We start from the raw sequence: 25,501 nt of genomic DNA, 5'->3' as shown, positions 1-25,501 counted from the left end.
TTAAAAAAATGGCGCAGTGCGGCAAAATCGGTCGTCGTGATTGACACGCGTCGTGCGGGGGAGCAAGAATGCCCGGAGGCAGTCGATCGGCGACGGCCTTGCGGCGCGTTTGCGCGACCGATACGTAGCCTGCCTTTGTCACGCTATAAGAGCACCAGTCACTCCATACGGGTATGGCAGACTCATCCAGAACCTCGCAGCCATCCAGCACTGGTGCTTCCTCAGTTGGGGATTCGGCTGGCGATATCCGACCTCTGTTCGACGGCTGGCTAAACGCATGGCGCCAGTTCACGGACCCGGCCACTTGGCCGCAACGAATGACGGCCATGCAGCAGGCCGTGGTCGCACAGCCGGCGGCGCGCGGCGCAGACGAGCGCGCGGGTGGCGCAGAGGACGGCAAGGGCCGCGCCGATTTGCCACACGGCGGCGCAACTGCCGCGCCTATGGCTGGACTGGCCACGTTGTTCGGTCCGGCATGGGCCAGTGCATTCGGTCCCGCGCTGACTGCGTCGCCGTTTGTGTTTGCGCTGCTCCATGCCGCCGGCGGGCTGTCGAATGTGCCGGCCGCGTTGACGAACCCGTTTGCGTCGCTCGGTGCGGTGCCCAGCGTGAGATTCGATCCGCAGCGATTGCAAGCGCTGCAGCATGACTATCTGCACGAGTGCCAGACATTGATCGAGCGCGCGTTGAAATTCACGCCGGGCTCGGCGGACATCGACGCGCTGTTTGAGCCGGGCGACCGCCGTTTCAGCGCCGACGAATGGAAGGCGACGCCGACCTACGCGCTGGCGGCGGCGTGGTACCTGCTCAACTCGCGCTATCTGAACAAGCTTGCGGATGCACTGGATGCGGATGCGAAGACGCGCGAGCGGATCCGTTTCGTCGTCGAGCAGTGGATCGCTGCGGCATCGCCAAGCAATTTTCTTGCGCTCAATCCGGAAGCGCAAAAGATGCTGCTCGACACCCAGGGAGAAAGCCTGCGGCAGGGCATCGCGAACTTGTTGGCGGACCTGCAACGCGGCAAGATCTCGCAGACCGACGAATCGCGTTTCGTGGTCGGCAAGAACCTGGCGAGTACCGAAGGCTGGGTCGTGTTCGAGAACGAGTTGATCCAGCTGATCCAATACACGCCACGCACGCCGACGGTCTACGAGCGGCCGCTGCTGGTCGTGCCGCCGTGCATCAACAAATTCTACATTCTGGACTTGCAGCCGGACAATTCGCTGGTGCGCTATGCGCTCGACGAGGGCCACCTCGTGTTTCTGATATCGTGGCGCAATGCGGATGCGTCGATTGCACACAAGACGTGGGACGACTATATCGCCGACGGCGTGCTCGCGGCGATCGATGCTACGCGCGACATTACCGGCCGTGAGCAGCTCAATACGCTCGGCTTCTGCGTCGGTGGCACGCTGCTCGCGACGGCGCTGGCCGTGTGTGCCGCGCGTGGCGAGCGCCCGGCGGCGTCGATGACGCTGCTCACCGCGATGCTGGATTTCGGCGACACCGGTGTGCTCGATGTGTTCGTTGATGAGGCGCACGTCGCGATGCGCGAACAGACGATTGGCGCAAAAGGGGGCGGCGCGCCAGGCCTGATGCGCGGCGTCGAGTTTGCGAACACGTTCTCGTTCCTGCGGCCAAACGACCTGGTATGGAACTACGTGGTCGACCATTACTTGAAGGGACGCACGCCGGCACCATTGGACCTGCTGTACTGGAACAGCGATTCAACGAATTTGCCGGGGCCCATGTATGCGCGCTATCTGCGCCAGACGTATTTAGAGAACCGCTTGCGCGTGCCGGGCGGCGTGACGGTGTGCGGGGAGCCGGTGGATCTGGCCCAGATCGACGTGCCCACGTTCATCTATGGATCAAGGGACGACCACATCGTGCCGTGGCGCACCGCGTACGCATCGACGTCGCTGCTTAGCGGTCCGCTCAAGTTCGTGCTTGGCGCATCCGGTCACATTGCGGGGGTGATCAATCCGCCGGCCAAGAACAAGCGCAGTTATTGGGCGATCGAAGGGGAAACACGCGCGTTGCCAAATGACCCCGAGCAATGGCTCCAGCAATCCACGCAGCGGCCCGGGAGCTGGTGGCCGGAATGGTCGGGGTGGCTGGCGCAGTACGGCGGCAAACGGATCAAGGCGCGAGCGAAGTCCGGCAATGCGACATACCTGCCGATTGAACCCGCGCCGGGCCGTTATGTCCTCGTGCGCGACGTATAAACCTGTCGCGCATGCAATCGGATAAGGGTTTTTAAAAAGGAAAGCGAATGACTGACGTTGTGATCGTGTCCGCCGTCCGTACCGCGGTCGGTAAATTCGGTGGTTCGCTGGCGCGCATTCCCGCGCCCGAGCTTGGTGCAACGGTGATCCGGGCTGCCCTGGAGCGGGCCGGCGTGAAGCCGGAGCAGGTCAGCGACGTGGTTCTCGGGCAGGTGTTGACCGCCGGCTCCGGTCAAAATCCGGCGCGCCAGGCGCTGATCAGGGCCGGGCTGCCCACTGCCGTGCCGGCGATGACAATCAACAAGGTCTGCGGCTCCGGCCTGCAAGCGGTGATGCTGGCCGCCAACGCGGTGATCGCCGGCGACGCGCAGATCGTGGTCGCCGGCGGCCAGGAGAACATGAGTGCCGCGCCGCACGTGCTGCCCGGTTCGCGCGACGGCTTCCGGATGGGAGAGGCGAAGCTGATCGACAGCATGATCGTCGACGGCTTATGGGACGTCTACAACCAGTACCATATGGGCATCACCGCCGAGAACGTCGCACAGGAGTACGGTATTACGCGCGAGGCACAAGATCAGTTCGCCGCGCTGTCGCAGAACAAGGCCGAAGCTGCGCAGAAGGCCGGCCGCTTTGACGACGAGATCGTGCCGATCGATATTCCGCAGAAGAAGGGCGAGCCGGTGCGCTTTGCGACCGACGAGTTTGTGCGCCACGGCGTGAGCGCAGAGTCGCTGGCCGGGCTCAAGCCGGCGTTTTCAAAGGAGGGCACGGTTACCGCAGCGAACGCATCAGGCATCAATGACGGCGCGGCGGCGCTTGTCGTGATGTCGGCGAAGAAAGCCGAGGCACTCGGCTTGAAGCCGCTGGCCCGGATCAAGGCGTACGCGAGCGCGGGGGTGGACCCGGAGGTGATGGGCATGGGCCCGGTGCCCGCCTCGCGTCGCTGCCTGGAGCGCGCGGGCTGGTCGGCGGCCGACTTGGACCTGATGGAGATCAACGAGGCGTTTGCCGCGCAAGCGCTGGCGGTTCATCAAGAAATGGGTTGGGACGTGTCGAAGGTCAATGTGAATGGCGGCGCGATCGCCATCGGTCATCCGATCGGCGCGTCCGGTGCGCGTATCTTGGTCACCCTGTTGCATGAAATGCGTCGGCGCGATGTGAAGCGCGGTCTGGCGTCGTTGTGCATCGGTGGCGGCATGGGGGTTGCACTCGCGGTCGAACGTGACTGAGCGGCATCGGCGCAGGCAACAGAATCAATATCGGAGGACGTGACAGATGACACAACGCATTGCATACGTAACGGGAGGGATGGGCGGCATCGGCACCGCAATCTGCCAACGGCTGCACCGCGATGGATTTCGTGTGGTGGCCGGGTGCGGCCCAAACTCGCCCCGTCGCACGAAATGGCTCAACGATCAGAAGGCATTGGGCTTCGAGTTCATCGCGTCCGAGGGCAATGTCGGCGATTGGAGTTCAACCAAAGCAGCGTTCGACAAAATCAAGGCCGAAGTCGGTGATATCGACGTGCTGGTCAACAACGCGGGCATCACGCGTGACGTGGTGTTTCGTAAGATGACCGTCGAGGACTGGACCGCGGTGATCAACACGAACCTGACGAGCCTATTCAACGTCACGAAGCAGGTCATCGACGGCATGGTCGAGCGCGGCTGGGGACGGGTGATCAATATCTCGTCGGTGAACGGCCAAAAAGGGCAATTCGGGCAGACAAACTACTCGACGGCCAAGGCCGGCATCCATGGTTTCACGATGGCGCTCGCGCAAGAGGTGGCGACCAAGGGCGTGACCGTCAATACGGTGTCGCCGGGCTACATCGGCACCGACATGGTCAAGACGATTCGTCAAGACGTGCTCGAGAAAATCATTGCAACCATTCCAGTGAAGCGCTTCGGCGCGCCGGAGGAAATTGCATCGATTGTCTCGTGGCTCGCCTCGGATGAATCGGGCTTTGCGACAGGTGCGGACTTTTCCCTGAACGGTGGTCTGCACATGGGGTGATGCGCGTGTGGCGCGCCACCCCACGCGTGCCGCGGATGCATCGCAGAACAAGGGACATGCCGTCCGTCGAGGATGGCACGTCCGCATTCGTCCTTGAAGGCATGACATGACGACTACGAAGAAACCTGCCGAACGTCTGGTCAAGAAATATCCGAACCGTCGGCTCTACGATACCGAGACGAGCACATACATCACGTTGAGCGACGTGAAGCAGCTCGTGCTCGATCAGGAAGCGTTCAAGGTGGTGGATGCCAAGTCCAACGAGGACCTGACCCGCAGCATCCTGCTGCAGATCATCCTGGAAGAGGAAAGTGGCGGGGTGCCGATGTTCTCGTCGTCGATGCTGTCGCAAATCATTCGTTTCTATGGTCATGCGATGCAAGGCTTGATGGGAACGTACCTGGAGAAAAATATCCAGGCATTCATCGATATCCAAAACAAGTTTGCCGAGCAGTCGAAGGGACTGTACGACAACAATGCGCTGAACCCGGAAATCTGGTCGCAGTTCATGAACATGCAAGCGCCGATGATGCAAGGCATGATGACCAGCTACATCGAACAGTCGAAGAACATGTTCGTGCAGATGCAAGAACAAATGCAGAATCAGGCCAGGACCCTGTTTAGCAGCTTTCCGTTCGCACCGGGTGGTGGCAGCTCATCGTCTGGCAGCGACAAGAAATAGTTGGCGCCAGTGCGCCGAGTAGCGCTCCAGCCCGGTAGCCGATGCCCGCCGGGCTAATACAGCGTATACGGTCGCCGGCCGGATTTTACAAACCGGTGAATTTGTTAACTGGCGTTTCAGTCAACAGCAACGGATAGCGTTTCTCAGCCTGCGCTGGGCGGGGCGTGTTGCGCTTAAGGAGTGCGGCAACCACGCATGCGTCGTTCTCATTTCCGCGTGGGGAGGCTATGCTCGGTTGAGTCGTTTACCTGTGCGATTCACAGACATCGTTTCAACTAAAATGAGGCGATGGACCGAGAGATTGCCGCGCGATTACGTTGGGTGTAACATGTATCATGAGGCCGGCGTTGCCGGCCTCGTGTGCGCGCAGTGTGGCATCTGCCAACCGACACGTCGCAAATGGCTACGTCGCTACATTGTTAAATGGCTAAGCGCGCCGCTTCTATCTAGGCGTCACGAGCCGCAACCCTGGCAAGTCGACAAAGTCGGCACGGTTAAGTGTCATCAGCGCATCGCCGTGCTCGATCGCCTGTGCAGCGATCCACAGATCATTGTAGCGAGGCCGTGGTGACCGACCAGATTGCTTGACAAAAGCCGCAAGCACGCCGAATGCGGCGGCAGTCTGCTGCGACACCTCACGAATCGGGCACCGCTCAAGCTGTTGTAGATGGGCAGCGCGCACGGCCCGCTCGACAGGATCCGTGCAAGCTTGCACGCCAAATCCGAGTTCGCCCAACGAAATGACTGAGATGAACACGGGTGCGTCGCCAGCGAGTTCGATCACGGTTTGCGAATCAAGCGTTTTTGCGGCTAATGCAACCCAAATGCAACTGTCAAGGATTACGCCCATGGATCTCGCACGCTGTTATCCAAGTCAGTACGGCTGTCAGCCAGCCAAGCCGTGGCCTGCCGCGGCGTGAGCGCTACGGGCAGCCCCGCGAGCGCTTGGGTGGCGGTCATGGTCAGTTTGGGGGGCACAATTCGAGCCACCGGAACATGGTTACGCTCGACGATGATGGTTTGGCCTTGACGCGCGACGGTATCTAAAACCTGGCGGGTTTGTCGGGCAAGTTCGGTGGCAGTGATTGCCTGCATGTTGACCTCCTAATAAGGATCAGTACGTATTTTACGTATTCTGTCGCCTCATGTCGATTACATTTTTACAATTGCGCGGGGCAGACGATTACAGCGGCATTACGCGGTTGGTCGCTGCGTCGGTTCAGCGTGCTCTCGATGCATACCTCGACGTGCTCGGTCCGCACGAGGATCACCGGCCCGACGATGAGCCTCCGTCACCGGGTTTCGAATATAAAGGAGAAAATCGGATCGGAAATGCGCGCTACGCACACGACTGAATCGCACACATCAGTTGAACCTACCGTAGCCTTTTTTAAAATGGCCTTCTCACGTTCGAGGCGTTCTATACGCGCCTCGAGTTCTTTAATGCGTTGCTGATCTGGCGTGATCGCCTTGCCTTGCGGCGTGATGCCCTCACGTTCCTGCTGAAGCTGGTGCACCCAGCGACGCAGTACCGTCTCGCCAACGCCCACCGAACGGCTCGCCTCCATATGGCTATAGCCCTGCTCGAGCACCAGACAGGCGGCTTGCTGTTTGAATTCCGGGGAAAACGTACGTCGCTGCTTCTTCATCAGACACCTCTTCATGGCGAGCATTCTCGCCTAGATCAGTGTCCGGTTTCATTAGACTTCATTAGACCACTACATGGACGTATTCCTCCCAGAGTAGTTGCAACGTCACGCCCTTACGGCGCAGGTCACGGTGCATCGCCGCGTAGTCCGGTTCAACCCTTCGGGTCGAAATCGCCGTCTGCGCAGGCAGGTCCAACCTGATCTCGAGCTCGTCGTCGGCGAGCGCTTCGACGGCAGCCCAGTCGAGGCCCGCCGCGCTGGCGCGTGCAGCGTATGCCGAGATGGCGCCGACGCTGATGCCGATCGCCCGGCTGATCTGGCGTTGCGACAAGCCGCACGCCCACTTCAGTCGCAGTACTTCCCTCAGTTTGCGCATGCTCATCCGATGTGCCAGCATCAAACTGTCCCCTAAAAAGAGACAAGGCTAACGCTCGTCGTTGATCACATGCGCAACACCACCGCCGAGCCGCAACGGTCATCTCGTTTCACTCGCGTGATCAGCTGTTATTGCGGGAACGTGATCGCCCGTTTCGGCAAGATGATCGCTCGTTTCGGAAACCGGTGATCAGCGATCACCTTCGAGCGAAACGACCGATCACCATCAATCGGAACCACTGATCACGTTCACCGAAATATAAACCGCGCGGCGATTCCCGATCCGCACCACTAAAATGAGCAACTCGTCATCCTGAATCTTGGCGATGACTCGATAATCGCCCACACGATATTCCCAGAACTCACCTAGTTTTACCCCCTTGAGCGCTTCCCCCATGCTGCGCGGGTCGTCCAATTTGGCCACCCGGTCGAAAAGAAATCGCAACACGCGCTCGGCCTGCGGCGGGCCAAGCTTCTTGAGCTCTTTCGCCGCTGCCGTCTCGACTTTAGCCTGCCAGGCCATACTGCTTCATCAGGTCTTCCAATGCAATGGCCTCGGTTTGGCCAGCACGAAGATCTGCCAGGCGTTGTTCGGCAAGATACACGTCCTCCAAATTGTCGATATGTTCAAGGATCGCCTCGCGCGCGTAAAAGGTCTTAGTCCGCCCCGTAGCAGCCGCCAAAGCTTCTAGACGGCTCTCGATCCCCTGTGGAAGTCGGATCGCTAGCATCAAAATCTCCTCAAAAGCTATGCTATACATGTAGAGCATAGGCAGAGAATTCTTGGTTTCCCGCGTGGGCATCAAGCCAGCTTTTTTGTGCTTTGCCTGCCGCGCTCGATTTCACTCTCTCACCCGGTTGCATCAAAATTTTGAAGGGCTAGCTGCCTCAAAGCCAGTCTCGATTTCCCCATCTGCCCCCAGCCTCATGCCACACGACACCGTATCGACACCGCCATATCCGCCGCCCGCCTGCCTTACCCGAGCACGACGTGCCGCGCGGCCGCTCAGTGTGCGAACGGCACATGCCTGATTCGATCGCGACGCTGCGCTGGCGCATCGCTAGGTCAGTTCATAATCCCAGTTCGGTGGCGATGATGTTGCGTTGAATATCAGAGGTTCCCGAATAGAGGAGGGATGCGATGGCGTCGCGCAGTCCTCTTTCAGTAGGGGTTTGAGCGAGGTAGCCTTGCGCACCGTAAATGCGCAGTGCGTCTAGCGAAAACTTCGTGTACGTCTCCGAGACGAACAGCTTTGCACAGGCCGCTTCCAGCGTGGCATCTTTGCCCGCATCCTTGAGCCGCCCTACCCGATAGACGAGTTCGCTCGCGGCATCGAGGTTGACTTTCATGTCGGCGAGGCGATGGGAGATGGCTTGATTCTTTCCAATGGGTTGACCGAACTGGCGGCGGGTACGCGCGTGGGTAATGCATGCTTCAAGGCGGCGGCGCATGGCGCCCAACGTGGTGGCAAGAATGCATCCACGTTCATATTCCATGGCACTTTCAAAGACCTTGACGCCTCGTCCTTCTCGTCCCAGTACGGCATCGGCCGAGACACGGCAGTCCTTGAGTGTGATCCGGCCCATCTGTGCAGTGCGCAGTCCCATCTTTTCCAAAGGCGGGCTCAGCTCCAGGCCCGGGTTGGTCGTCTCGACCAGGAACGCGGTGACGCCCAGTGGACCGAGCGTGGGGTCAATGGTGGCGTAGAGGACGCATAGATCCGCGATAGGGGCGTTGGTGATGTAGGTTTTCGAGCCGTTGAGGACATAGCTGTCGCCGTCTCGTACCGCTTGGGTGCGCATGGAGAACACGTCTGAGCCTGCTTCGTCTTCCGTCGAGGCATTGGCCCCGATCAACGAGCCATCCATCAAGCCTGGCAAAAAGCGCGAGCGCTGTGCCGGTGTGCCGTGGATGGCCAGCGGCAGGGCCACGGTCCACAGGTGCGCGTTGAGCGAGAACAGCAGTCCCAAGTCTTCGCTGCCGTATCCCAGGCCGTCCATGACGGCAAGCAGGTCGGACAGCGGCGCGCCCGCTCCCCCGTACTCCTCGGGTAGGGCCATACTGAACAGGCCAAATTCTGCGCATCGGCGCCAGCCGTCCCGATGAAAAGTGCTGGCACGCTCGGCGGTTGCGATGTCTATACTGAGCTGGTCGCGGGCAAAACAGGCGGCATGCTCGCGCAGCGCGACTCGTCGTTCATCAGGCGGGTTTGGCATTGCACTGACGCTCCAAAAGTTGATAGTGGGTCTTGCCCGTCGAGGTGCGGGGCAGATCAGGAAGGTAGCGAAATTGGTCGGGCACCATGTACTGTGCGAGTCGGTTGTAACAGAACCGACTCAAATCGGTGGGGCAGACCGGGATATCGCGAGTCACGACAAATGCCGTGATGGTGGTGTTCCCGTCGGAACCGGAGCTGACCACCGCACAGGCGGTCAGGTCAGGATGGGCAGCCAGACATGATTCAATCTCATCCAACTCAATCCGGTATCCATGACGCTTAATCATACGATCCAGCCGCCCCAGCAAGAGGTAGCCTTCGCACGAGGAGCGAACGACGTCTCCGGTGTTGTACCAGCGTTGGCCGTCGAGTTGAAAAAATCGCTGAGCCGTTTTCTCGGGAGCATTCCAATAGCCGGTCACGACAGACGGCCCTGCGACGCATAACAGGCCGGGTTCACCGTCGGGTACCGGTCGCTGATGCTCATCGACGACGATCGTGTTGCAGTGGTCGCAGGGATGACCAATCGGCAACGGTTCGACGCGCTCTGCCGGTATGGGCGTGGGTACCCGGTAGGCAGTGCACACGTTGGTCTCGGTGGGGCCGTACAGATTGTAGTAAGCTGGTTGGGGCCACAGCTGCAGCAACCTGCGCAACTTCGCGATGGGAAAGACCTCGCCGGCGAAGAGCACGAGCCGTAGCCGGTTCGGAGCCGGGCTGCGCCCGTTGTGCTGTTCGGCCAGCATACCTAGAATGGCCGGTGCTGAATACCAAACCGTGATCGCCCGGGCGGAGATCAATGTAGCGAGATGGCGTGGGCTTGCAGCTAGGTCGGCGTCGATCAGGTGAAGGCATGCGCCATTCTTAACGCAGACATAGAGGTCGAAGATCGATAGGTCGAAGTGCAAGGGGGCGTGGCTCGATACCTGGTCTTGCGCTGTCACATTGAAGGTAGCGGAGGCCCATTCGACGAAGCTTATCGCGTTGCGCTGGCTGATGGCGACCCCTTTCGGTGTCCCGGAGGAACCGGAGGTATAAAGAATGTAGGCGAGCCGGTTCACATCCGGCGGGCTGCGTGGATACGCGTGTTTCTCGCCGTGCAGCATGTCCAGCGTTCGCCAGCCTTCACGTGGATCGTTCGTTTCCTCGTGACGAGGCTGCATCACCACCACGCGAGGCTTAAGCTGGGGTGCGTGTTGGATTAAATGCCGCGCTGATTCGGGGTCGGTGAAGATGATCCGAACATCGCAATCGCTGAATAAGGTGGCGGCACGCGTGCTTGAACTGCCCACGTCGGTGGGCACATAGGCCGCGCCTAGACGGAGTATGCCAAAGATAGCCGCAAGCGTCCGCGCGCTTTTGCGCATAAAAAGCCCGACACGATCCCCTGCCACAATCCCGTTGCGGTGAAGGAAAGCGGCGATCCTATCGGCTGCTGCAGACAGTTCTGCATAGCTCAACGCAGATCCGTCGGAGTCGACGAGCGCACGAGCACTCGGCTGTCGCGCTGTCGTGTCGTCTAAGTATTTGGCTAAGTTCGCTGGTGGCTCGGACTGTTGTCCCCGCGGCACAATGTCGGTCGTCATTTTTCGCTCTCCGATGACTTTTCATCCACATAGCACGCGATCTCACGAATGGTGGTAAAGCGCGTCCTCGGGTCGCTGACACCGACGATGAGGCCGAACTCGTCCTCGACAAATGAGACCAGGCGCATGGTGGCCAATGATGAAAGCAGCCCCGACTCCCTCAGATTGAAATCGTCAGCAATGTCCGAGTGATTTCCTTTTAGGATAGTGTCGATCACAAAAGCACGAATTTTGGCCAAGGTATCCGACATGGGCTTCTCCTTTAATGGTCATGGACGACAAAAGTTCTGGCTCTTTGCCCCTACGCTCGCTTTGCCCGGTTTTGTCCAAGCCTCTGGGCAGTCATGTAGCGCTCTACCCAATGGATGATTTGCCAGTGACAGCGTTAAGTGCTGTAGAGGGGCATGGTGCGTAACTCTTTGTGTATCGAACAATCGCCATAGGCGGTGCGCTAACGTACCCATTGGGGCACCTGGACATGATGCTAGCAAGCGCGGTACCTGCTGGAACCCTGTTTCTCGTTAAATTTGGCCTTTCATGAGGAACGCTCTACTGTTATGTCCCGGCAGACTCCTCGGTGATCGGGGTGGCCCAATGCATCATAGTTAATCAGAAGATACGCTAATTGATGACATAGAATGCCGAAATAAGATGGGTCAGCCGCTCTGCCGTGCGCAGCGGCGACTCTTCTGCTTTGTAGCCCGATTTCAGGATTTTGTGAAACACTTCAATTTTCTATTGCAAGGCTACCAGTCGAATTTTTTGACAGCCTGCTTGACAGCAGTGACAGGCAAATGGGCGGTTAGCTCCCATTTCATGCATTTCTTGCCTGGTGGTGCCGCTCGTTCAAGGGTGTGAATCACTGTCAACACCAAGGAATGATGGCAGACGCTTTACAGTCTTTTAACGCGGCGCTAAGCGTTGCGATTACCTGAATCTTTCTGGCGGCTCTTGATAGCCGGGCATAGTGCTTGCGGGCTCTGAAGCATTTAACGTCGAACTGATGGGGCAGCGAACGGGTGCGTTGCCGTAGCCGTATGGCTCAATAAAAGTGATGTTTGGAGGAGTAAATGAAGAAGTCCTCCAGTCCTGAACCCGGTGCCTGTGCGGCGCGCTGACGCGTGCCGATGAATGACCCTGACTGCCGCAGTGAGTGGTTAAAAATTGCACGCGACGTGTGATAAAAGCCGGAGCGGTTCCCGAAGAACAACAATAGATTCCGATTGCGTCGTTATATTAATTGGTACACCTATTAATTAACAGGCTGCTTAGTCGCCTGAATCGGAGCTTTGTTATGGATGCTTGCATCACGCCCGTTACCCAGCCGTTATCCAGTGCGCAAACCGAAGTTTGGCTCGCGCAGCAACTACATCCAGACAGCCCTGTTTACAACATTGCGCAGTACACGGTGATCGATGGCGAGATTGGGGCGGCCGTCTTTGAAGTGGCATTGCGCCAAGTTATCGATGAGGCCGACACCCTGCGCTTGCAATTTGTCGATAGCGATGACGGGCTGCGGCAGAGGATCAGTGCACCCGCATGGTCGATGCCGGTGCTGGACCTCACGTCACAAGCCGATTCTGAAGCAGCGGCCCAGGCGTGGATGCAAGCCGATTATCAGCAATCGGTCAATCTGATGCAGGGGCCGCTTTTTGGCTATGCGTTGCTAAAAGTGGCGCCCGCGCAGTGGATTTGGTATCAGCGCTATCACCATATCATGATGGATGGATATGGTCAGTACCTGATCGCACAACGCGTTGCACACGTGTATAGCGCGCTGTGCGCGGGAACGGCGCCGGCGGCATGTGATTTTGGCTCGATCCGACAGCTATTGGAAAGCGATGCGCAATATCAGACCTCCGCCCAGAGGGAGAAGGACGAAGCGTATTGGCTCAAGCACTGCGCCCATTGGCCTGAGCCGGCGACGCTGGCAAGCCGCGCAGCCCCTGCTTTCCAGCAGCGGCTGCGTCAGACGACTGACCTGGCCATTCAATGGGTAGCCGACTATGTGTTGGATGCGGGTCGGCTGGCGCAGTTTCTGAGCGCCGCGCTCGCTGCGTATCTGCATCGCATGACTGGTGCGCAAGACGTGGTGTTCGGTTTTCCAGTGACTGCCCGCTTGGGGGCAGACTGGCATATTCCTGGCATGGTCGCCAATACGGTTCCGTTGCGGTTCAGATTCGAGCCGGAGATCAACTTAGTGTCGTTGATGCGGCAGGCGGCGAAGGAAATCCAAAGCGCACTTCAATATCAACGCTACCCGAGCGAAGCGTTGCAGCGTCAACTTGGTTTGGCGCCGGGGCAGTCACTATTGGGCATCAAGGTCAACGTGATGCCGTTTGACTACGCGCTGTCGTTTGGCGGGCATTCATCGACGAACCATAATCTGCTTGCGGGTCCGGTTGAAGATCTAATGCTCGGTGTTTATTGGACACCCAATAGCCGTCAATTACGGATCGATTTTGATGCCAATCCTGCTTGCTACACCGCGGAGATGCTCGACGCGCATCAGCGCCGGTTTATCCGGTTCATGCAAGTGCTCGCTGCCGATGCCATGCAACCGATTAGCGAGATCGATCTGCTCGACGCCGACGAGCGGCATCGGCTGCTGGTCGAGTGGAATGCGACGCAGCGGGACTACCCGTCGTACTTATGCATCCACCAGTTGTTCGAAGCGCAGGTCGAGCGCACGCCCGAGGCAGTGGCACTGGGGTATGAAGATCAAACGTTTAGCTATGCGCAGCTGAACGCACAGGCCAATCGCTTGGCACACCAGTTGATTGAGCTGGGTGTCAAGCCGGACGCGCGCGTGGTGATCTGTGTGCAGCGCAGTCCCGCACTGGTCGTCGGGCTACTGGCGATTTTAAAGGCCGGCGGCGCCTATGTGCCGCTCGATCCGAGCTATCCGAGTGAGCGCTTGACGCATATCCTCGCTGATGCGGCACCGAAGATTGTACTCGCCGATGCGGCCGGGCGCACTGCGTTGGGCGAGGCGGCGCTCGCGTCCTGCACGGTGCTCAATCCAGCCATCCTGCCGGCATTGCCGGACACGAATCCGTCGGTAGCCGCGCTGACGGCCCGGCATCTGGCGTATGTGATTTATACGTCGGGCTCGACCGGCACGCCCAAGGGCGTAATGGTCGAACATGCGCAAGTGGTGCGGCTGTTCGAGGCGACGCAACCGTGGTATGGCTTTAACGAGCATGATACTTGGTGCCTGTTTCACTCGTTTGCGTTCGATTTCTCGGTCTGGGAGCTGTGGGGTGCACTGCGTTATGGCGGCAAGCTTGTCATCGTGCCCCATCCCATTGCTCGCTCTGCCGACGCTTTTTACCAGTTGATTTGTGAGCAGGGTATCACCGTCTTAAATCAGACCCCCAGTGCGTTTAAGGCGTTGATGGCTAGCCAAGCACACAGCGCCTTATCGGATCAATTGCGCTATGTGATCTTAGGCGGGGAGGCGCTGGAGCCGACGCTCTTACAGGCGTGGTATGCGACGCACGACGAGCGTCATCCGCAATTAGTGAACATGTATGGGATTACCGAAGCGACCGTGCATGTGACGTATCGGCCGCTTCGGCAGCAAGACAGCGAGCAAGCGGGGAGTCCAGTGGGCACACGGATTCCGGATCTGACGATTTATCTGCTCGATGCGCACGGCCAGCCAGTGCCACTGGGTGCGGTCGGTGAACTGTACATCGGTGGCGCAGGCGTCGCACGGGGCTACCTGAACCGCCCGACGCTGACCGCTGAACGCTTTGTGCCCGATCCGTTCTCGGCCGAGCCGGATGCACGGCTGTATAAGACCGGGGATGTGGCGCGCTATTTACCGGACGGCAATCTGGAGTATTTGGGGCGCAACGATGAGCAAGTGAAGATTCGCGGCTTTCGGATTGAACCGGGTGAGATCGAAGCGTGCTTAACGGCGCACCCACAGGTGCGTGATGCGGTGGTGCTGACAACCGGTGAGGGCACGGCTAAGCGGCTCGTGGCGTATGTGCAGGCCGAAGCGGACGAGCACCTTGCGCGCACAGGCGGCGGCGAGGCTGCCCGAGTATATGGTGCCCAGTGCATTTGTACGGCTGGACGCGTTTCCGCTGACACCCAACGGTAAGCTGGATCGGCGTGCACTGCCTGAGCCGGACGCTGACGCGCTCGCGCATCAAGCGTATGAAGCGCCGCAAGGCGAGCTCGAGACAACGCTCACGACAATCTGGGCGGAGCTATTGGGTGTCGAACATGTGGGTCGGCACGACAGCTTCTTTGCGCTCGGCGGGCACTCGCTGCTGGCGGTGCGGTTGATGAACCGGGTGAGAATGCTGGGTGCCGACGTGCCGCTGGCGACCTTGTTTGCGGCGCCCACGTTGGCCGCGTTTGCCGCAGCGCTCGACGCCCACTGGCAACAAGGCACCGAGATGCTGCCCGAGATCACGCCGGTGTCGCGCGAAGGCAGTTTGCCATTATCGTTCGCCCAGCAGCGGCTGTGGTTCCTCGCACAGCTCGATGGGGAGAGCGACACGTATCATATTCCGCTGGCGCTGCATGTGCGCGGGCCGCTTGATCGGGCCGCATGGCAACAGGCATTGGATGCGCTGTTGGCGCGTCATGAAGCGCTGCGCTCGACGTTTGTGAGCGTTGAGGGTCAGCCGCAAGTGCAATTGCTGCCGGCGGATAGGGGCGTGCCGCTGCGCTGGCATGATCTGCGCGGCGTGCCGGATGCCGACGCGCAGTTGTCGTGTTTGACCGCCGATGAAGCGCGTGCGCCGTTTGATCTGGTGCAGGGGCCGCTGATCCGCGCGCGTGGCATCCAATTGGCTGATAATGAGTATCGGCTAGTGCTCACGATGCACCATATCGTGTCGGACGGCTGGTCGTTTGGCGTGTTGGTGCGTGAGTTGAACGCGCTGTACGCCGCGAACGTGGGGGCGCAAACCGATCCGCTGCCGCCGCTAGCGGTTCAGTATCCGGACTATGCAGCGTGGCAACGACAATGGCTCACGGGTGAGCGGCTGCAGGCGCAAAGCGACTACTGGCGCACGACGCTGGCCGACGCACCCGCGCTGCTTGAGCTACCGACCGACCGGCCTCGCCCAGCGCAACAGTCGTTTGCCGGTGCACAGGTGCCGGTGCGTATTGATGCATCGACCACGCAAGCGCTCAAGCACTTAAGCGCGGAGCATGGCACGACGCTATTTATGACGGTGCTTGCTGCATGGAGCGCGGTACTCGCGCGCCTGTCGGGCCAGTGTGATGTGGTTATCGGCACACCCAGCGCTAATCGTAACCACCGCCAGATCGAGCCGTTGATCGGCTTTTTTGTCAATACATTGGCGTTGCGTGTCGACTTATCTGGCGAGCCCAGTACGAGCGAGTTACTTAAGCACGTGCGGCGCACGACGCTGGACGCACAAGCACACCAAGATCTGCCGTTCGAGCAAGTGGTAGAAATCGTGCAGCCGCCGCGTCGATTGAATCATACGCCGTTGTTCCAGGTGATGTTGGCGTGGCAGAGCAATGAGCCAGGCGAGTGGCGCCTACCCGGGCTCACGGCCACGCCAGCTGAGTTGGAGTATGACGCAGTGAAGTTCGATCTCGAACTGAACTTGTCTGAGGCAAGTGATGAGGTCATCGGCAGCTTAGGGTATGCGACGGCGCTGTTCGAGCGATCCACGATTGAGCGGCACGTCGGGTATCTGCAGACGATGTTACGCGCCATGGTGGCTCGCCCCCAGCAGCCGGTGGCCACGCTTGAATTGTTGTCACCGGCCGAGCGCCAGTTGCTGCTTAACACGTGGAATGCGACGCAGCAGGCGTATCCGGCACATCGGTGTGTGCACCAGCTATTCGAAGCGCAGGTCGAGCGCACGCCCGAGGCGACAGCGCTGGTGTTTGAAGATCAAACGTTGAGCTATGCGCAGCTGAACGCACAAGCCAATCGTCTCGCGCACCAGCTGATCGAGTTAGGCATCAAGCCAGATACGCGCGTGGCGATCTGCGTGCAGCGCAGCCCGGCGATGGTCGTGGGATTGTTGGCGATTCTAAAAGCCGGGGGCGCGTATGTGCCGTTGGATCCCGCGTATCCGGGTGAGCGCTTGGCGCACATTCTGGCCGATGCGGCACCGAGCATTGTGTTCGCGGATGCGGCCGGGCGCGCTGCGTTGGGCGACGCGGCCTTGGCCGAGTGTACGGTACTCGATCCGGCGACCCTGCCGGCATTGCCAGACACGAATCCGTCGGTGGCGGGCCTGACGGCCCGGCATCTGGCGTATGTGATCTATACGTCCGGCTCGACTGGCACCCCGAAGGGCGTGATGGTCGAACATTGCAATGTGGTCAATTTCCTGGTGGCCATGTCCTCCTCTCCTGGTATGGCAAGTCACGACCGTCTACTCGCTGTGACCAGCATCGCTTTTGATATTGCCGGGTTAGAGCTATATCTATCGATAAGCCAAGGTGCGACAGTTGTTCTGGCCCGCCGCGAGGAGGTCACTGATCCAGTCAAGCTTCAGAGTCGGATCATCGAGCAAAGAATTAGTGTGATGCAAGCGGTGCCGTCGGTTTGGCGTGCGCTCTTGGATTTGCCCGAGCCAACCCTTAACTTGACAGCACTATGCGGCGGGGAAGCGCTACCCTTAAGTTTATCCGCACAGCTGAGTTGCATGACGCAAGGCGTGTGGAACCTGTACGGTCCCACCGAGACGACCATCTGGTCTTCTTCTTTGTCCATCTCTGAACATCGAGATACGGCCGGGTCAATGGCATCCATCGGCCGTCCGATTGCGAACACGCGCGTTTATCTGCTCGATGCGCACGGCCAGCCGGTGCCGTTGGGCGCGGTCGGCGAGTTGTATATTGGTGGCGCGGGCGTAGCGCGCGGCTACTTGAACCGCCCGACGCTGACCGCTGAACGCTTTGTGCCGGATCCGTTCTCCGATGACGCGGGTGCACGGCTGTATAAGACCGGGGATGTGGCGCGTTACCGACCAGACGGCAATCTGGAGTTTGTGGGGCGTAACGATGAGCAAGTCAAGATCCGCGGTTTCCGCATTGAGCCGGGTGAGATTGCAGCGTGCTTAACGGCGCACCCGCAGGTGCGTGATGCGGTGGTGCTGGCAACCGGTGAGGGCTCGGCTAAGCGGCTCGTGGCGTATGTGCAGGCCGAAGCGGACGAGCCACTGGCGAGCACCTTGCGCGCACAGGTGGCGGCGAGTCTGCCCGAGTATATGGTGCCCAGTGCGTTTGTGCGGCTTGATGCGTGGCCCTTGACGCCCAACGGTAAGCTGGATCGGCGTGCGCTGCCCGCACCGGATGACGCGGCGCTCGCGCATCAAGCATATGAAGCGCCGCAAGGCGAGCTGGAGGCGACACTCGCGGCGATCTGGGTCGAGCTATTGGGTGTCGAACATGTGGGTCGGCACGACAGCTTCTTTGCGCTCGGGGGCCACTCGCTGCTGGCGGTGCGGTTGATGAACCGGGTGAGAATGCTAGGTGCCGACGTGCCGCTGACGACCTTGTTTGCGGCGCCCACATTGGCCGCGTTTGCCGCGGCGCTCGACGCCCACTGGCAACACGGCACCGAGATGCTGCCTGAGATCACGCCGGTGTCGCGCGAAGGCAGTTTGCCGCTGTCGTTCGCGCAGCAGCGGCTGTGGTTCCTCGCACAGCTCGATGGGGAGAGCGACACGTATCATATTCCGCTGGCGCTGCATGTGCGCGGGCCGCTTGATCGAGCGGCCTGGCAACAGGCATTGGATGCGCTGTTGGCGCGCCATGAAGCGCTGCGCTCGACGTTTGTGAGTGTCGAGGGTCAGCCACAGGTGCAATTGTTGCCGGCAGACACGGGCGTGCCGCTGCGCTGGCATGATTTGCGTGGGGTGCCGGAGGCGCAGGCGCAACTGGCACGCTTAAGTCACGAAGCCGCGCGCGCGCCATTCGATCTGGCGCAGGGTCCGTTGATCCACGCGTGCGGCATTCAATTGGCCGATGACGAACATGTGGTGCTGCTCACCCAGCACCATATTGTGTCGGATGGCTGGTCAATCGGGGTGCTGGTGCGCGAGTTGAGCGCGCTGTACGCGGCGAGCGTCGGGGCGCAAGCCGATCCGTTGCCGCCGCTAGTAGTTCAATATCCGGATTATGCGGCGTGGCAGCGACGGTGGCTCACGGGTGAGCGGCTGCAGACGCAAAGCGACTATTGGCGCGCCACACTCACGGACGCACCGGTGCTGCTGGAACTACCGACGGACCGGCCGCGCCCGGCGCAACAGTCATTTGCCGGCGCGCAGGTGCCGGTGCAGATCGATGCATCCACCACGCAAGCGCTCAAGCGCTTAAGCGCGGAGCACGGTACGACGCTATTTATGACGGTGCTCGCCGCGTGGAGTGCGGTACTCGCGCGCCTGTCGGACCAACACGACGTGGTTATCGGCACGCCCAGCGCTAATCGTAACCACCGCCAGATCGAGCCATTGATTGGCTTTTTTGTCAATACGCTGGCGTTGCGCGTGGATTTGTCGGGCGAGCCCGATACGAGCGAATTGCTTGCGCGCGTGCGTCGCACGACGTTGGACGCCCAAGCACATCAGGATCTGCCGTTCGAGCAGGTCGTCGAGATCGTGCAGCCGCCGCGTCGACTCAATCACACGCCGCTGTTCCAGGTGATGTTGGCGTGGCAGAGCAATGAGCCAGGCGAGTGGCGTCTACCTGGGCTCACGGTCACGCCGGCTGAGCTCGATTATGATGTGGCAAAGTTCGATCTCGAGCTGAACGTGTCTGAGGCAGGTGACGAGGTCATCGGCAGCTTAGGGTATGCGACGACGCTATTCGAGCGATCCACGATCGAGCGGCACGTTGGATATCTACAGACGATGTTACGCGCCATGGTGGCTCGCCCACAGCAGCCGGTCGCAACGCTTCAGATACTGGGGCCGGACGAGCGTCAGTTGCTACTGCAGACATGGAATGCGACGCAGCAGGCGTATCCATCGCACTGGTGCGTGCACCAGTTATTTGAGGCGCAGGTCGAGCGCACGCCCGAGGCGACGGCGCTGGTGTTTGAGGACCAAACGTTCAGTTATGCGCAGCTGAACGCACAGGCCAATCGCCTCGCGCACCAGTTGATCGAGTTAGGCGTTAAGCCTGATACCCGGGTGGCAATCTGTGTGCAGCGTAGTGCCGCGCTGCTCGTCGGGGCGCTGGCGATTTTAAAAGCGGGTGGCGCGTATGTACCGCTCGATCCCAGCTATCCAGGCGAGCGCTTGGCGCACATCCTCGCCGATGCGGCACCGGCGATTGTGCTCGCCGATGCGGCCGGGCGCGCTGTGTTGGGCGAGGCGGCGCTCGCGTCCTGCACGGTGCTCGATCCAGCCATCCTGTCGGCGTTGCCGGACACGAATCCGTCGGTAGCCGAGCTGAAGGCTCGGCATCTGGCGTATGTGATCTATACGTCGGGCTCGACCGGTATGCCCAAAGGGGTGATGGTCGAGCATCGGGGCGTGGTGAACCTTGCTCTGGCGCAGATCGCCTGTTTTGGAGTGCAGCCAACCAGCCACATTGTGCAGTTTGCGTCGTTCAGCTTTGATGCAAGTGCATCCGAAATCTTGATGGCCCTTGGCAGCGGTGCAGCGTTGTATCTGCCCCCCGAGGCGGCCCGGCAGGATCGGCAGGCTCTGTGGGACTATTTGGCAAGCCATGCGATTACGCACGCAACTTTACCGCCTGCCCTGCTTCAACATGGCGTAGATTCGGCCAGCCTTGGTCCGTCCTTGACACTGATTTTGGCAGGTGAAGCACCCAGTGCAACGTTGGTTCGAGACTTGGCCGAGCAGGGCACGGTCTTGAATGCCTACGGCCCCACGGAGACGACCGTTTGTGCCACAGCATGGCGTGGTGCACGTGACTTTAATGGTGAGGTCCCGATTGGCCGGCCGATTGCGAATACAAGGATTTATCTACTGGACGCGCACGGCCAGCCAGTGCCACTGGGTGCGGTCGGCGAGTTGTATATTGGTGGCGCCGGGGTCGCACGGGGCTATCTGAACCGCCCGGAGTTGACCGCTGAGCGCTTTGTGCCGGATCCGTTCTCCGATGACGCGGGTGCACGGCTGTATAAGACCGGGGATGTGGCGCGTTATTTACCCGACGGCAATCTAGAATTTTTGGGGCGCAACGATGAGCAAGTGAAGATCCGCGGCTTTCGGATTGAACCGGGTGAGATCGAAGCATGCTTAACGGCGCACCCACAGGTGCGTGATGCGGTGGTGCTGGCAACCGGTGAAGGCCAGAATAAACGTCTGGTCGCGTATGTGGTGGCCGATCCCGATGATGCACTGGCGAGCACGCTGCGCGCGCAGGTGGCGGCGAGGCTGCCTGAGTATATGGTGCCCAGTGCGTTTGTGCGGCTCGATGCGTTTCCGCTGACACCGAACGGCAAGCTCGATCGGCGTGCACTGCCTGAGCCGGACGCTGACGCGCTCGCGCATCAAGCGTATGAAGCGCCGCAAGGCGAATTGGAGACGACGCTCGCGGCGATCTGGGCCAAGCTATTGGGTGTCGAACGTGTGGGTCGGCACGACAGCTTCTTTGCGCTCGGGGGCCACTCGCTGCTCGCGGTGCAGCTCATTGAGCGTTTGCGGCATCGGGGCTTGAGTGTGTCGGTGCGGCTGCTGTTTGAGGCACCGACGCTCAGTGCATTGGCGCAGACGTTGGGCCAGCACCGTGACGAGGCGGTGCCGCCCAACGCGATCACGCCTGACACGAGTGCGATTACACCATCGATGCTGCCGCTCATTGAGCTAACACAAGCGGACATTGACCAGATTGTCGAGCAGATGCCCGGTGGCGTAGCCAATATCCAGGACATTTATGCGCTGTCGCCACTGCAAGACGGGCTGCTGTTTCACCATCTACTCGCGCGCGACGGCGATCCGTATCTGCTGATCGTGCAGTTGGCTTTCGACAGTCGTGAGCGGCTTGACCAGTATCTGCATGCGCTGCAGCAGGTAATCGATCGGCACGATATTTTGCGCACCGCGTTCGTGTGGGAAGGCGTGTCCATGCCCGCGCAAGTGGTATGGCGCCACGCACGGCTGCCGGTCACCGAGCTGACGTTGGACGCCGCTGACGGGCCGATCGCCGAGCAATTGGCACGGCGCTTTGATCCGCGTCACACGCGGCTGGATCTGACGCAAGCGCCGCTGCTGCACTGTGCGATTGCACAGGACAATAGGGGTCGCTGGCTGCTCGTACAGCGGCTGCACCATTTGATTGGCGATCATTCGACGCTGGAAGTGATGCACGCGGAGGTGCGGGCGTTCATCGACGGACGAGGCGACACGCTGCCGCCGGCGCAGCCGTTCCGCCATCTGGTCGCGCAAGCCAGGCTAGGCGTGAGTCAAGCTGAGCACGAGTGTTTCTTCACTGAGCAGCTTGCGGACATTGAGGAGCCGACCTTGCCGTTTGGGCTCGCGCAGGTACAGCATGATGGCCGTGACGTGAGCGAGTCCCACCGGATGTTGCCGCCGGCGTTGAACGATCGGCTGCGTGCGCAGGCGCGGCGCTGGGGCGTGAGCTTAGCGAGCCTATGCCATCTGGCATGGGCGCAGGTGCTTGCCCGCGCGAGCGGCCAACAACGTGTGGTGTTTGGCACCGTGCTGTTTGGGCGAATGCAAGCGGGTGAAGGCGCCGACAGTGCGATGGGGCTCTTTATCAATACGCTGCCGCTGCGCGTGGGCCTGGACGGCAGTGTGCGGGCGTGTGTGCGGAGCACGCACGCGCGGCTGGCGGCGTTGCTCGAGCATGAGCATGCGTCGCTGGCGCTCGCACAGCGCTGCAGCGGCGTGCTGGCGGACACACCGCTCTTTAGTGGGCTGCTCAATTATCGGCACAATGCAATAGGTTCGAACGAGCGCAGAGGGCTACCGGGTGTGGAACTGGTGAGCGCGCAGGAGCGCACCAATTACCCACTGACACTATCGGTGGAGGACTTTGGGCAGGCGCTGGGGCTGACTGCCCAAAGCGTGCCGTCGCTGGAGCCTGAGCGAGTATGCGCGTATATGCAGCAGGCGCTGCACAGCTTGGCCGACGCGCTCGAGGCGACGCCCGACACTCCAGTGCAGCAGCTGCAGATGCTGCCCGAGGCCGAGCGCCAGTTGTTGCTGAACACGTGGAATGCGACGCAGCGGGACTATCCGTCGCATTTATGCATCCACCAGCTATTCGAAGCGCAGGTCAAGCGCACGCCTGAGGCGACGGCGCTGGTGTTTGAGGACCAAACGTTGAGCTATGCGCAGCTGAATGCACAAGCCAATCGCTTGGCACACCAGTTGATTGAGCTGGGTGTCAAGCCCGACACCCGGGTGGCGATTTGTGTCGAGCGCTCGCCGGCACTGGTCGTGGGGCTGTTGGCGATTTTAAAGGCCGGCGGCGCGTATGTGCCGCTCGATCCGAGCTATCCGAGTGAGCGCTTGATGCATATCCTCGCTGATGCGGCGCCGGCGATTATGCTCGCCGATGCGGCCGGGCGCGCTGCGTTGGGCGAGGCGGCGCTCGCGTCCTGCACGGTGCTCGATCCAGCCATCCTGCCAGCGTTGCCGGACACGAATCCGTCGGTAGCCGCGCTGACGGCCCGGCATCTGGCGTATGTGATCTATACGTCCGGCTCGACCGGTACCCCGAAGGGCGTGATGGTGCCACATCATGCGATTGCGCGGCTGGTCATCAACAATGACTTTGTTGACATTCGCACCGGTGATCGTGTGGCGTTCGCAGCGAACCCGGCTTTCGACGCGAGCACGTTTGAAGTGTGGGCACCGCTGTTAAATGGCGCCACCGTTGTGGTGATCGATCATGACACGGTGCTGATGCCCGCTGCGTTTGCGCACACCTTGCGCGAGCAGCGCATCAACATCTTGTGGCTCACCGTTGGCTTGTTCAATCAGATGGCCGCCCAGGTGGGCACAGCTTTTTCCCAACTCAAGGCATTGATTGTCGGAGGAGATGCGCTGGATGTCAGGATAGTTGCGCAAGTGTTGCGCGAGTCACCTCCTGAGCAGCTGATCAACGGTTACGGTCCGACCGAGAGCACTACATTTGCGACGACTTACAAGATCACGTCCGTGCCGGAAGGGAGTGCCAGCATCCCGATTGGCCGACCGATTGCGAACACGCGCGTTTATCTGCTTGACGCGCACGGCCAGCCGGTGCCACTGGGCGCGGTTGGCGAACTGTATATTGGTGGCGCAGGCGTCGCGCGTGGCTATCTGAACCGCCCGGAGTTGACCGCTGAGCGCTTTGTGCCCGATCCGTTCTCAATTGAGCCCGATGCACGGCTGTATAAAACCGGGGATGTGGCGCGTTACCGACCGGATGGCAATCTAGAATTCTTGGGGCGCAATGATGACCAAGTGAAGATCCGCGGCTTTCGGATTGAACCGGGTGAGATCAAAGCATGCTTAACGGCGCATCCGCAAGTGCGTGATGCGGTGGTGCTCACATGCGGTGAGGGCACGGCTAAGCGGCTGGTGGCGTATGTGCAGGCCGAAGCGGACGAGCGCCTGGCGAGCACGCTGCGTGCACAGGTGGCGGCGAGCCTGCCCGAGTATATGGTGCCCAGCGCGTTTGTGCGGCTCGATGCGTGGCCGCTGACGCCGAACGGCAAGCTGGATCGGCGTGCACTGCCCGCACCGGATGACGAGGCGCTGGCGCATCAAGCGTATGAAGCGCCACAAGGCGAGCTGGAGACGACGCTCGCGGCAATCTGGGCCGAGCTATTGGGTGTCGAACGAGTGGGTCGGCATGACAGCTTCTTTGCGCTTGGCGGCCACTCGCTGCTGGCCATGCGCCTGATCGGTCGTGTACGTACAGCGTTAGGGATTGACCTTGCTATTCGCACGCTGTTTGAGGCACCCACGCTCGCAGGCTTAGCACACCATTTACTTAAGCATGACGGGATGCAAGAAAACTCGTTTTCCGTTCTACTTCCTCTTAAGCCTACAGGCAGCCGTCCTGCTCTTTTCTGCATTCATCCCGCATTGGGTTTGAGCTGGAGCTATATGGGTCTGTCCAATTACCTTCACCCGGACCAGCCCCTCTATGGCTTGCAGGCTCGCGGGTTCGATGGGACAAGCCCACTTGCTTCTACTCTTGACGAGATGGTGTCAGACTATCTTGAACAAATGCGCCGTGTTCAATTCAAAGGGCCTTACTGCTTATTAGGATGGAGCTTTGGTGGCAATGTGGCGCATAGCATGGCTGTTCGACTCGAACACGAAGGAGAAGAAGTAGCGTTGCTGGCGTTATTGGATAGTACCCCTTTTGCGGGAAAAGCTTTTGAAGAGCAAGGAAATCAAATTGACCAGGCGATGGTTAGAGAGATGTTTGCCGCCCACTATGGCAATGAATTAGTTTCGGCGATGGGCGAGCATTTATTGGAAAACACCGAAAAAATTGGAAAGAATAATGGGCATATCGTAAGAGATTATTCTCCATCGTGGTACGGTGGGGATGCGCTATTGTTTCGAGCCACGGTAGCAGAGGCGGGATGTGAAACGCTCGTCACGCCTGATGCGTGGAAACCGTATGTGCGGGGGAATATCGAAGTTTGCAATGTTCACTGCAGTCATGGAGCAATGCTCAAGCCGGAAGCGACGGCCCTCATTGGTCCCATCCTAGCCCGCAAGCTAAATGAATTGGAGCATCAACAAGCTCAAGGACAGACGAATGCGGTACGATAAACTTTACAGTGCAG

General features: G+C 60.1%; 13 protein-coding genes and 2 pseudogenes. 6 read left to right on the top strand and 9 right to left on the bottom strand.

From position 1 onward, the window contains the following. Nucleotides 1-245 precede the first annotated feature (245 nt). The 4 genes from phaC (at nt 246) to phaR (ending at nt 4,926) form a co-directional block, all read left to right on the top strand. Nucleotides 246-2,228 carry a class I poly(R)-hydroxyalkanoic acid synthase gene (gene phaC, locus RA167_RS07145; RefSeq protein WP_370642934.1) on the top strand — a complete coding sequence of 661 codons (1,983 nt, stop codon included), beginning with the start codon at nt 246-248 and terminating at the stop codon, nt 2,226-2,228. A gap of 47 nt (nt 2,229-2,275) precedes the next feature. Then, nucleotides 2,276-3,457: an acetyl-CoA C-acetyltransferase gene (locus RA167_RS07140; RefSeq protein ID WP_076785024.1), complete on the top strand. Its 1,182-nt coding sequence runs from the start codon at nt 2,276-2,278 to the stop codon at nt 3,455-3,457. A 46-nt stretch (nt 3,458-3,503) separates the two neighbouring features. Next, nucleotides 3,504-4,244, top strand: a complete 741-nt coding sequence (locus RA167_RS07135) for a 3-ketoacyl-ACP reductase (protein ID WP_076785023.1) — start codon at nt 3,504-3,506, stop codon at nt 4,242-4,244. 106 nt (nt 4,245-4,350) lie between these two features. Continuing rightward, entirely contained in the window at nt 4,351-4,926 is a 576-nt protein-coding gene (gene phaR / locus RA167_RS07130; protein ID WP_076785022.1) for a polyhydroxyalkanoate synthesis repressor PhaR, read from the top strand. A 442-nt stretch (nt 4,927-5,368) separates the two neighbouring features. Here phaR and RA167_RS07125 read toward each other — a convergent pair whose 3' ends face one another. From RA167_RS07125 to RA167_RS07085, 9 genes and pseudogenes are all read right to left on the bottom strand, one after another. Beyond that, on the bottom strand, nt 5,369-5,710 hold the full coding sequence (locus RA167_RS07125; RefSeq protein ID WP_338876596.1) for a type II toxin-antitoxin system VapC family toxin: 342 nt from the start codon (nt 5,708-5,710) through the stop codon (nt 5,369-5,371). A gap of 56 nt (nt 5,711-5,766) precedes the next feature. Next, nucleotides 5,767-6,021 carry a type II toxin-antitoxin system Phd/YefM family antitoxin gene (locus RA167_RS07120; RefSeq protein WP_076785020.1) on the bottom strand — a complete coding sequence of 85 codons (255 nt, stop codon included), beginning with the start codon at nt 6,019-6,021 and terminating at the stop codon, nt 5,767-5,769. Nucleotides 6,022-6,311: 290 nt separating this feature from the next. Next, nucleotides 6,312-6,575: pseudogene (locus RA167_RS07115) on the bottom strand (transposase); the annotation flags it as partial. A gap of 76 nt (nt 6,576-6,651) precedes the next feature. Next, nucleotides 6,652-6,972: pseudogene (locus RA167_RS07110) on the bottom strand (IS21 family transposase); the annotation flags it as partial. Nucleotides 6,973-7,176: 204 nt separating this feature from the next. After that, nucleotides 7,177-7,473, bottom strand: a complete 297-nt coding sequence (locus RA167_RS07105) for a type II toxin-antitoxin system RelE family toxin (RefSeq protein WP_076785019.1) — start codon at nt 7,471-7,473, stop codon at nt 7,177-7,179. After that, nucleotides 7,457-7,681: a type II toxin-antitoxin system RelB family antitoxin gene (relB, locus tag RA167_RS07100; RefSeq protein WP_076787194.1), complete on the bottom strand. Its 225-nt coding sequence runs from the start codon at nt 7,679-7,681 to the stop codon at nt 7,457-7,459. Before relB ends, RA167_RS07105 begins: the two co-directional genes overlap by 17 nt. Nucleotides 7,682-8,021: 340 nt before the next feature. Then, complete coding sequence (locus RA167_RS07095) at nt 8,022-9,167, bottom strand: acyl-CoA dehydrogenase family protein (RefSeq protein ID WP_076785018.1); 1,146 nt, start codon at nt 9,165-9,167, stop codon at nt 8,022-8,024. Next, nucleotides 9,151-10,755: an amino acid adenylation domain-containing protein gene (locus tag RA167_RS07090; RefSeq protein WP_076785017.1), complete on the bottom strand. Its 1,605-nt coding sequence runs from the start codon at nt 10,753-10,755 to the stop codon at nt 9,151-9,153. The genes RA167_RS07095 and RA167_RS07090 overlap by 17 nt, the downstream gene beginning before the upstream one ends. Next, the gene (locus RA167_RS07085) at nt 10,752-11,006 is read right to left on the bottom strand and encodes an acyl carrier protein (protein WP_076785016.1); all 255 of its coding nucleotides are present in this window, start codon (nt 11,004-11,006) and stop codon (nt 10,752-10,754) included. The genes RA167_RS07090 and RA167_RS07085 overlap by 4 nt, the downstream gene beginning before the upstream one ends. 1,043 nt (nt 11,007-12,049) lie before the next feature. On the opposite strand from RA167_RS07085, the gene RA167_RS07080 reads away from it, so the two are divergent. Next, nucleotides 12,050-14,869 (top strand): non-ribosomal peptide synthetase, encoded by a 2,820-nt coding sequence (locus tag RA167_RS07080; protein WP_076785015.1) that lies wholly within the window; start codon nt 12,050-12,052, stop codon nt 14,867-14,869. After that, on the top strand, nt 14,778-25,487 hold the full coding sequence (locus tag RA167_RS07075) for a non-ribosomal peptide synthetase (protein WP_338876589.1): 10,710 nt from the start codon (nt 14,778-14,780) through the stop codon (nt 25,485-25,487). The genes RA167_RS07080 and RA167_RS07075 overlap by 92 nt, the downstream gene beginning before the upstream one ends. Nucleotides 25,488-25,501 lie beyond the last annotated feature (14 nt).

Origin of the sequence: Mycetohabitans endofungorum, from assembly GCF_037477895.1 — a bacterium.
Classification (GTDB): Bacteria; Pseudomonadota; Gammaproteobacteria; order Burkholderiales; family Burkholderiaceae; genus Mycetohabitans.
This window is presented reverse-complemented; position numbering and strand designations above follow the sequence as displayed.

Excerpts from the sequence above, each read along its gene's own strand:
- RA167_RS07140 (WP_076785024.1), top strand. The coding sequence starts at position 2,276 with ATGACTGACGTTGTGATCGTGTCCGCCGTCCGTACCGCGGTCGGTAAA.
- RA167_RS07135 (WP_076785023.1), top strand. The coding sequence starts at position 3,504 with ATGACACAACGCATTGCATACGTAACGGGAGGGATGGGCGGCATCGGC.
- phaR (WP_076785022.1), top strand. The coding sequence starts at position 4,351 with ATGACGACTACGAAGAAACCTGCCGAACGTCTGGTCAAGAAATATCCG.
- RA167_RS07120 (WP_076785020.1), bottom strand. The coding sequence starts at position 6,021 with ATGCAGGCAATCACTGCCACCGAACTTGCCCGACAAACCCGCCAGGTT.
- RA167_RS07105 (WP_076785019.1), bottom strand. The coding sequence starts at position 7,473 with ATGGCCTGGCAGGCTAAAGTCGAGACGGCAGCGGCGAAAGAGCTCAAG.
- relB (WP_076787194.1), bottom strand. The coding sequence starts at position 7,681 with ATGCTAGCGATCCGACTTCCACAGGGGATCGAGAGCCGTCTAGAAGCT.
- RA167_RS07095 (WP_076785018.1), bottom strand. The coding sequence starts at position 9,167 with ATGCCAAACCCGCCTGATGAACGACGAGTCGCGCTGCGCGAGCATGCC.
- RA167_RS07090 (WP_076785017.1), bottom strand. The coding sequence starts at position 10,755 with ATGACGACCGACATTGTGCCGCGGGGACAACAGTCCGAGCCACCAGCG.
- RA167_RS07085 (WP_076785016.1), bottom strand. The coding sequence starts at position 11,006 with ATGTCGGATACCTTGGCCAAAATTCGTGCTTTTGTGATCGACACTATC.
- RA167_RS07080 (WP_076785015.1), top strand. The coding sequence starts at position 12,050 with ATGGATGCTTGCATCACGCCCGTTACCCAGCCGTTATCCAGTGCGCAA.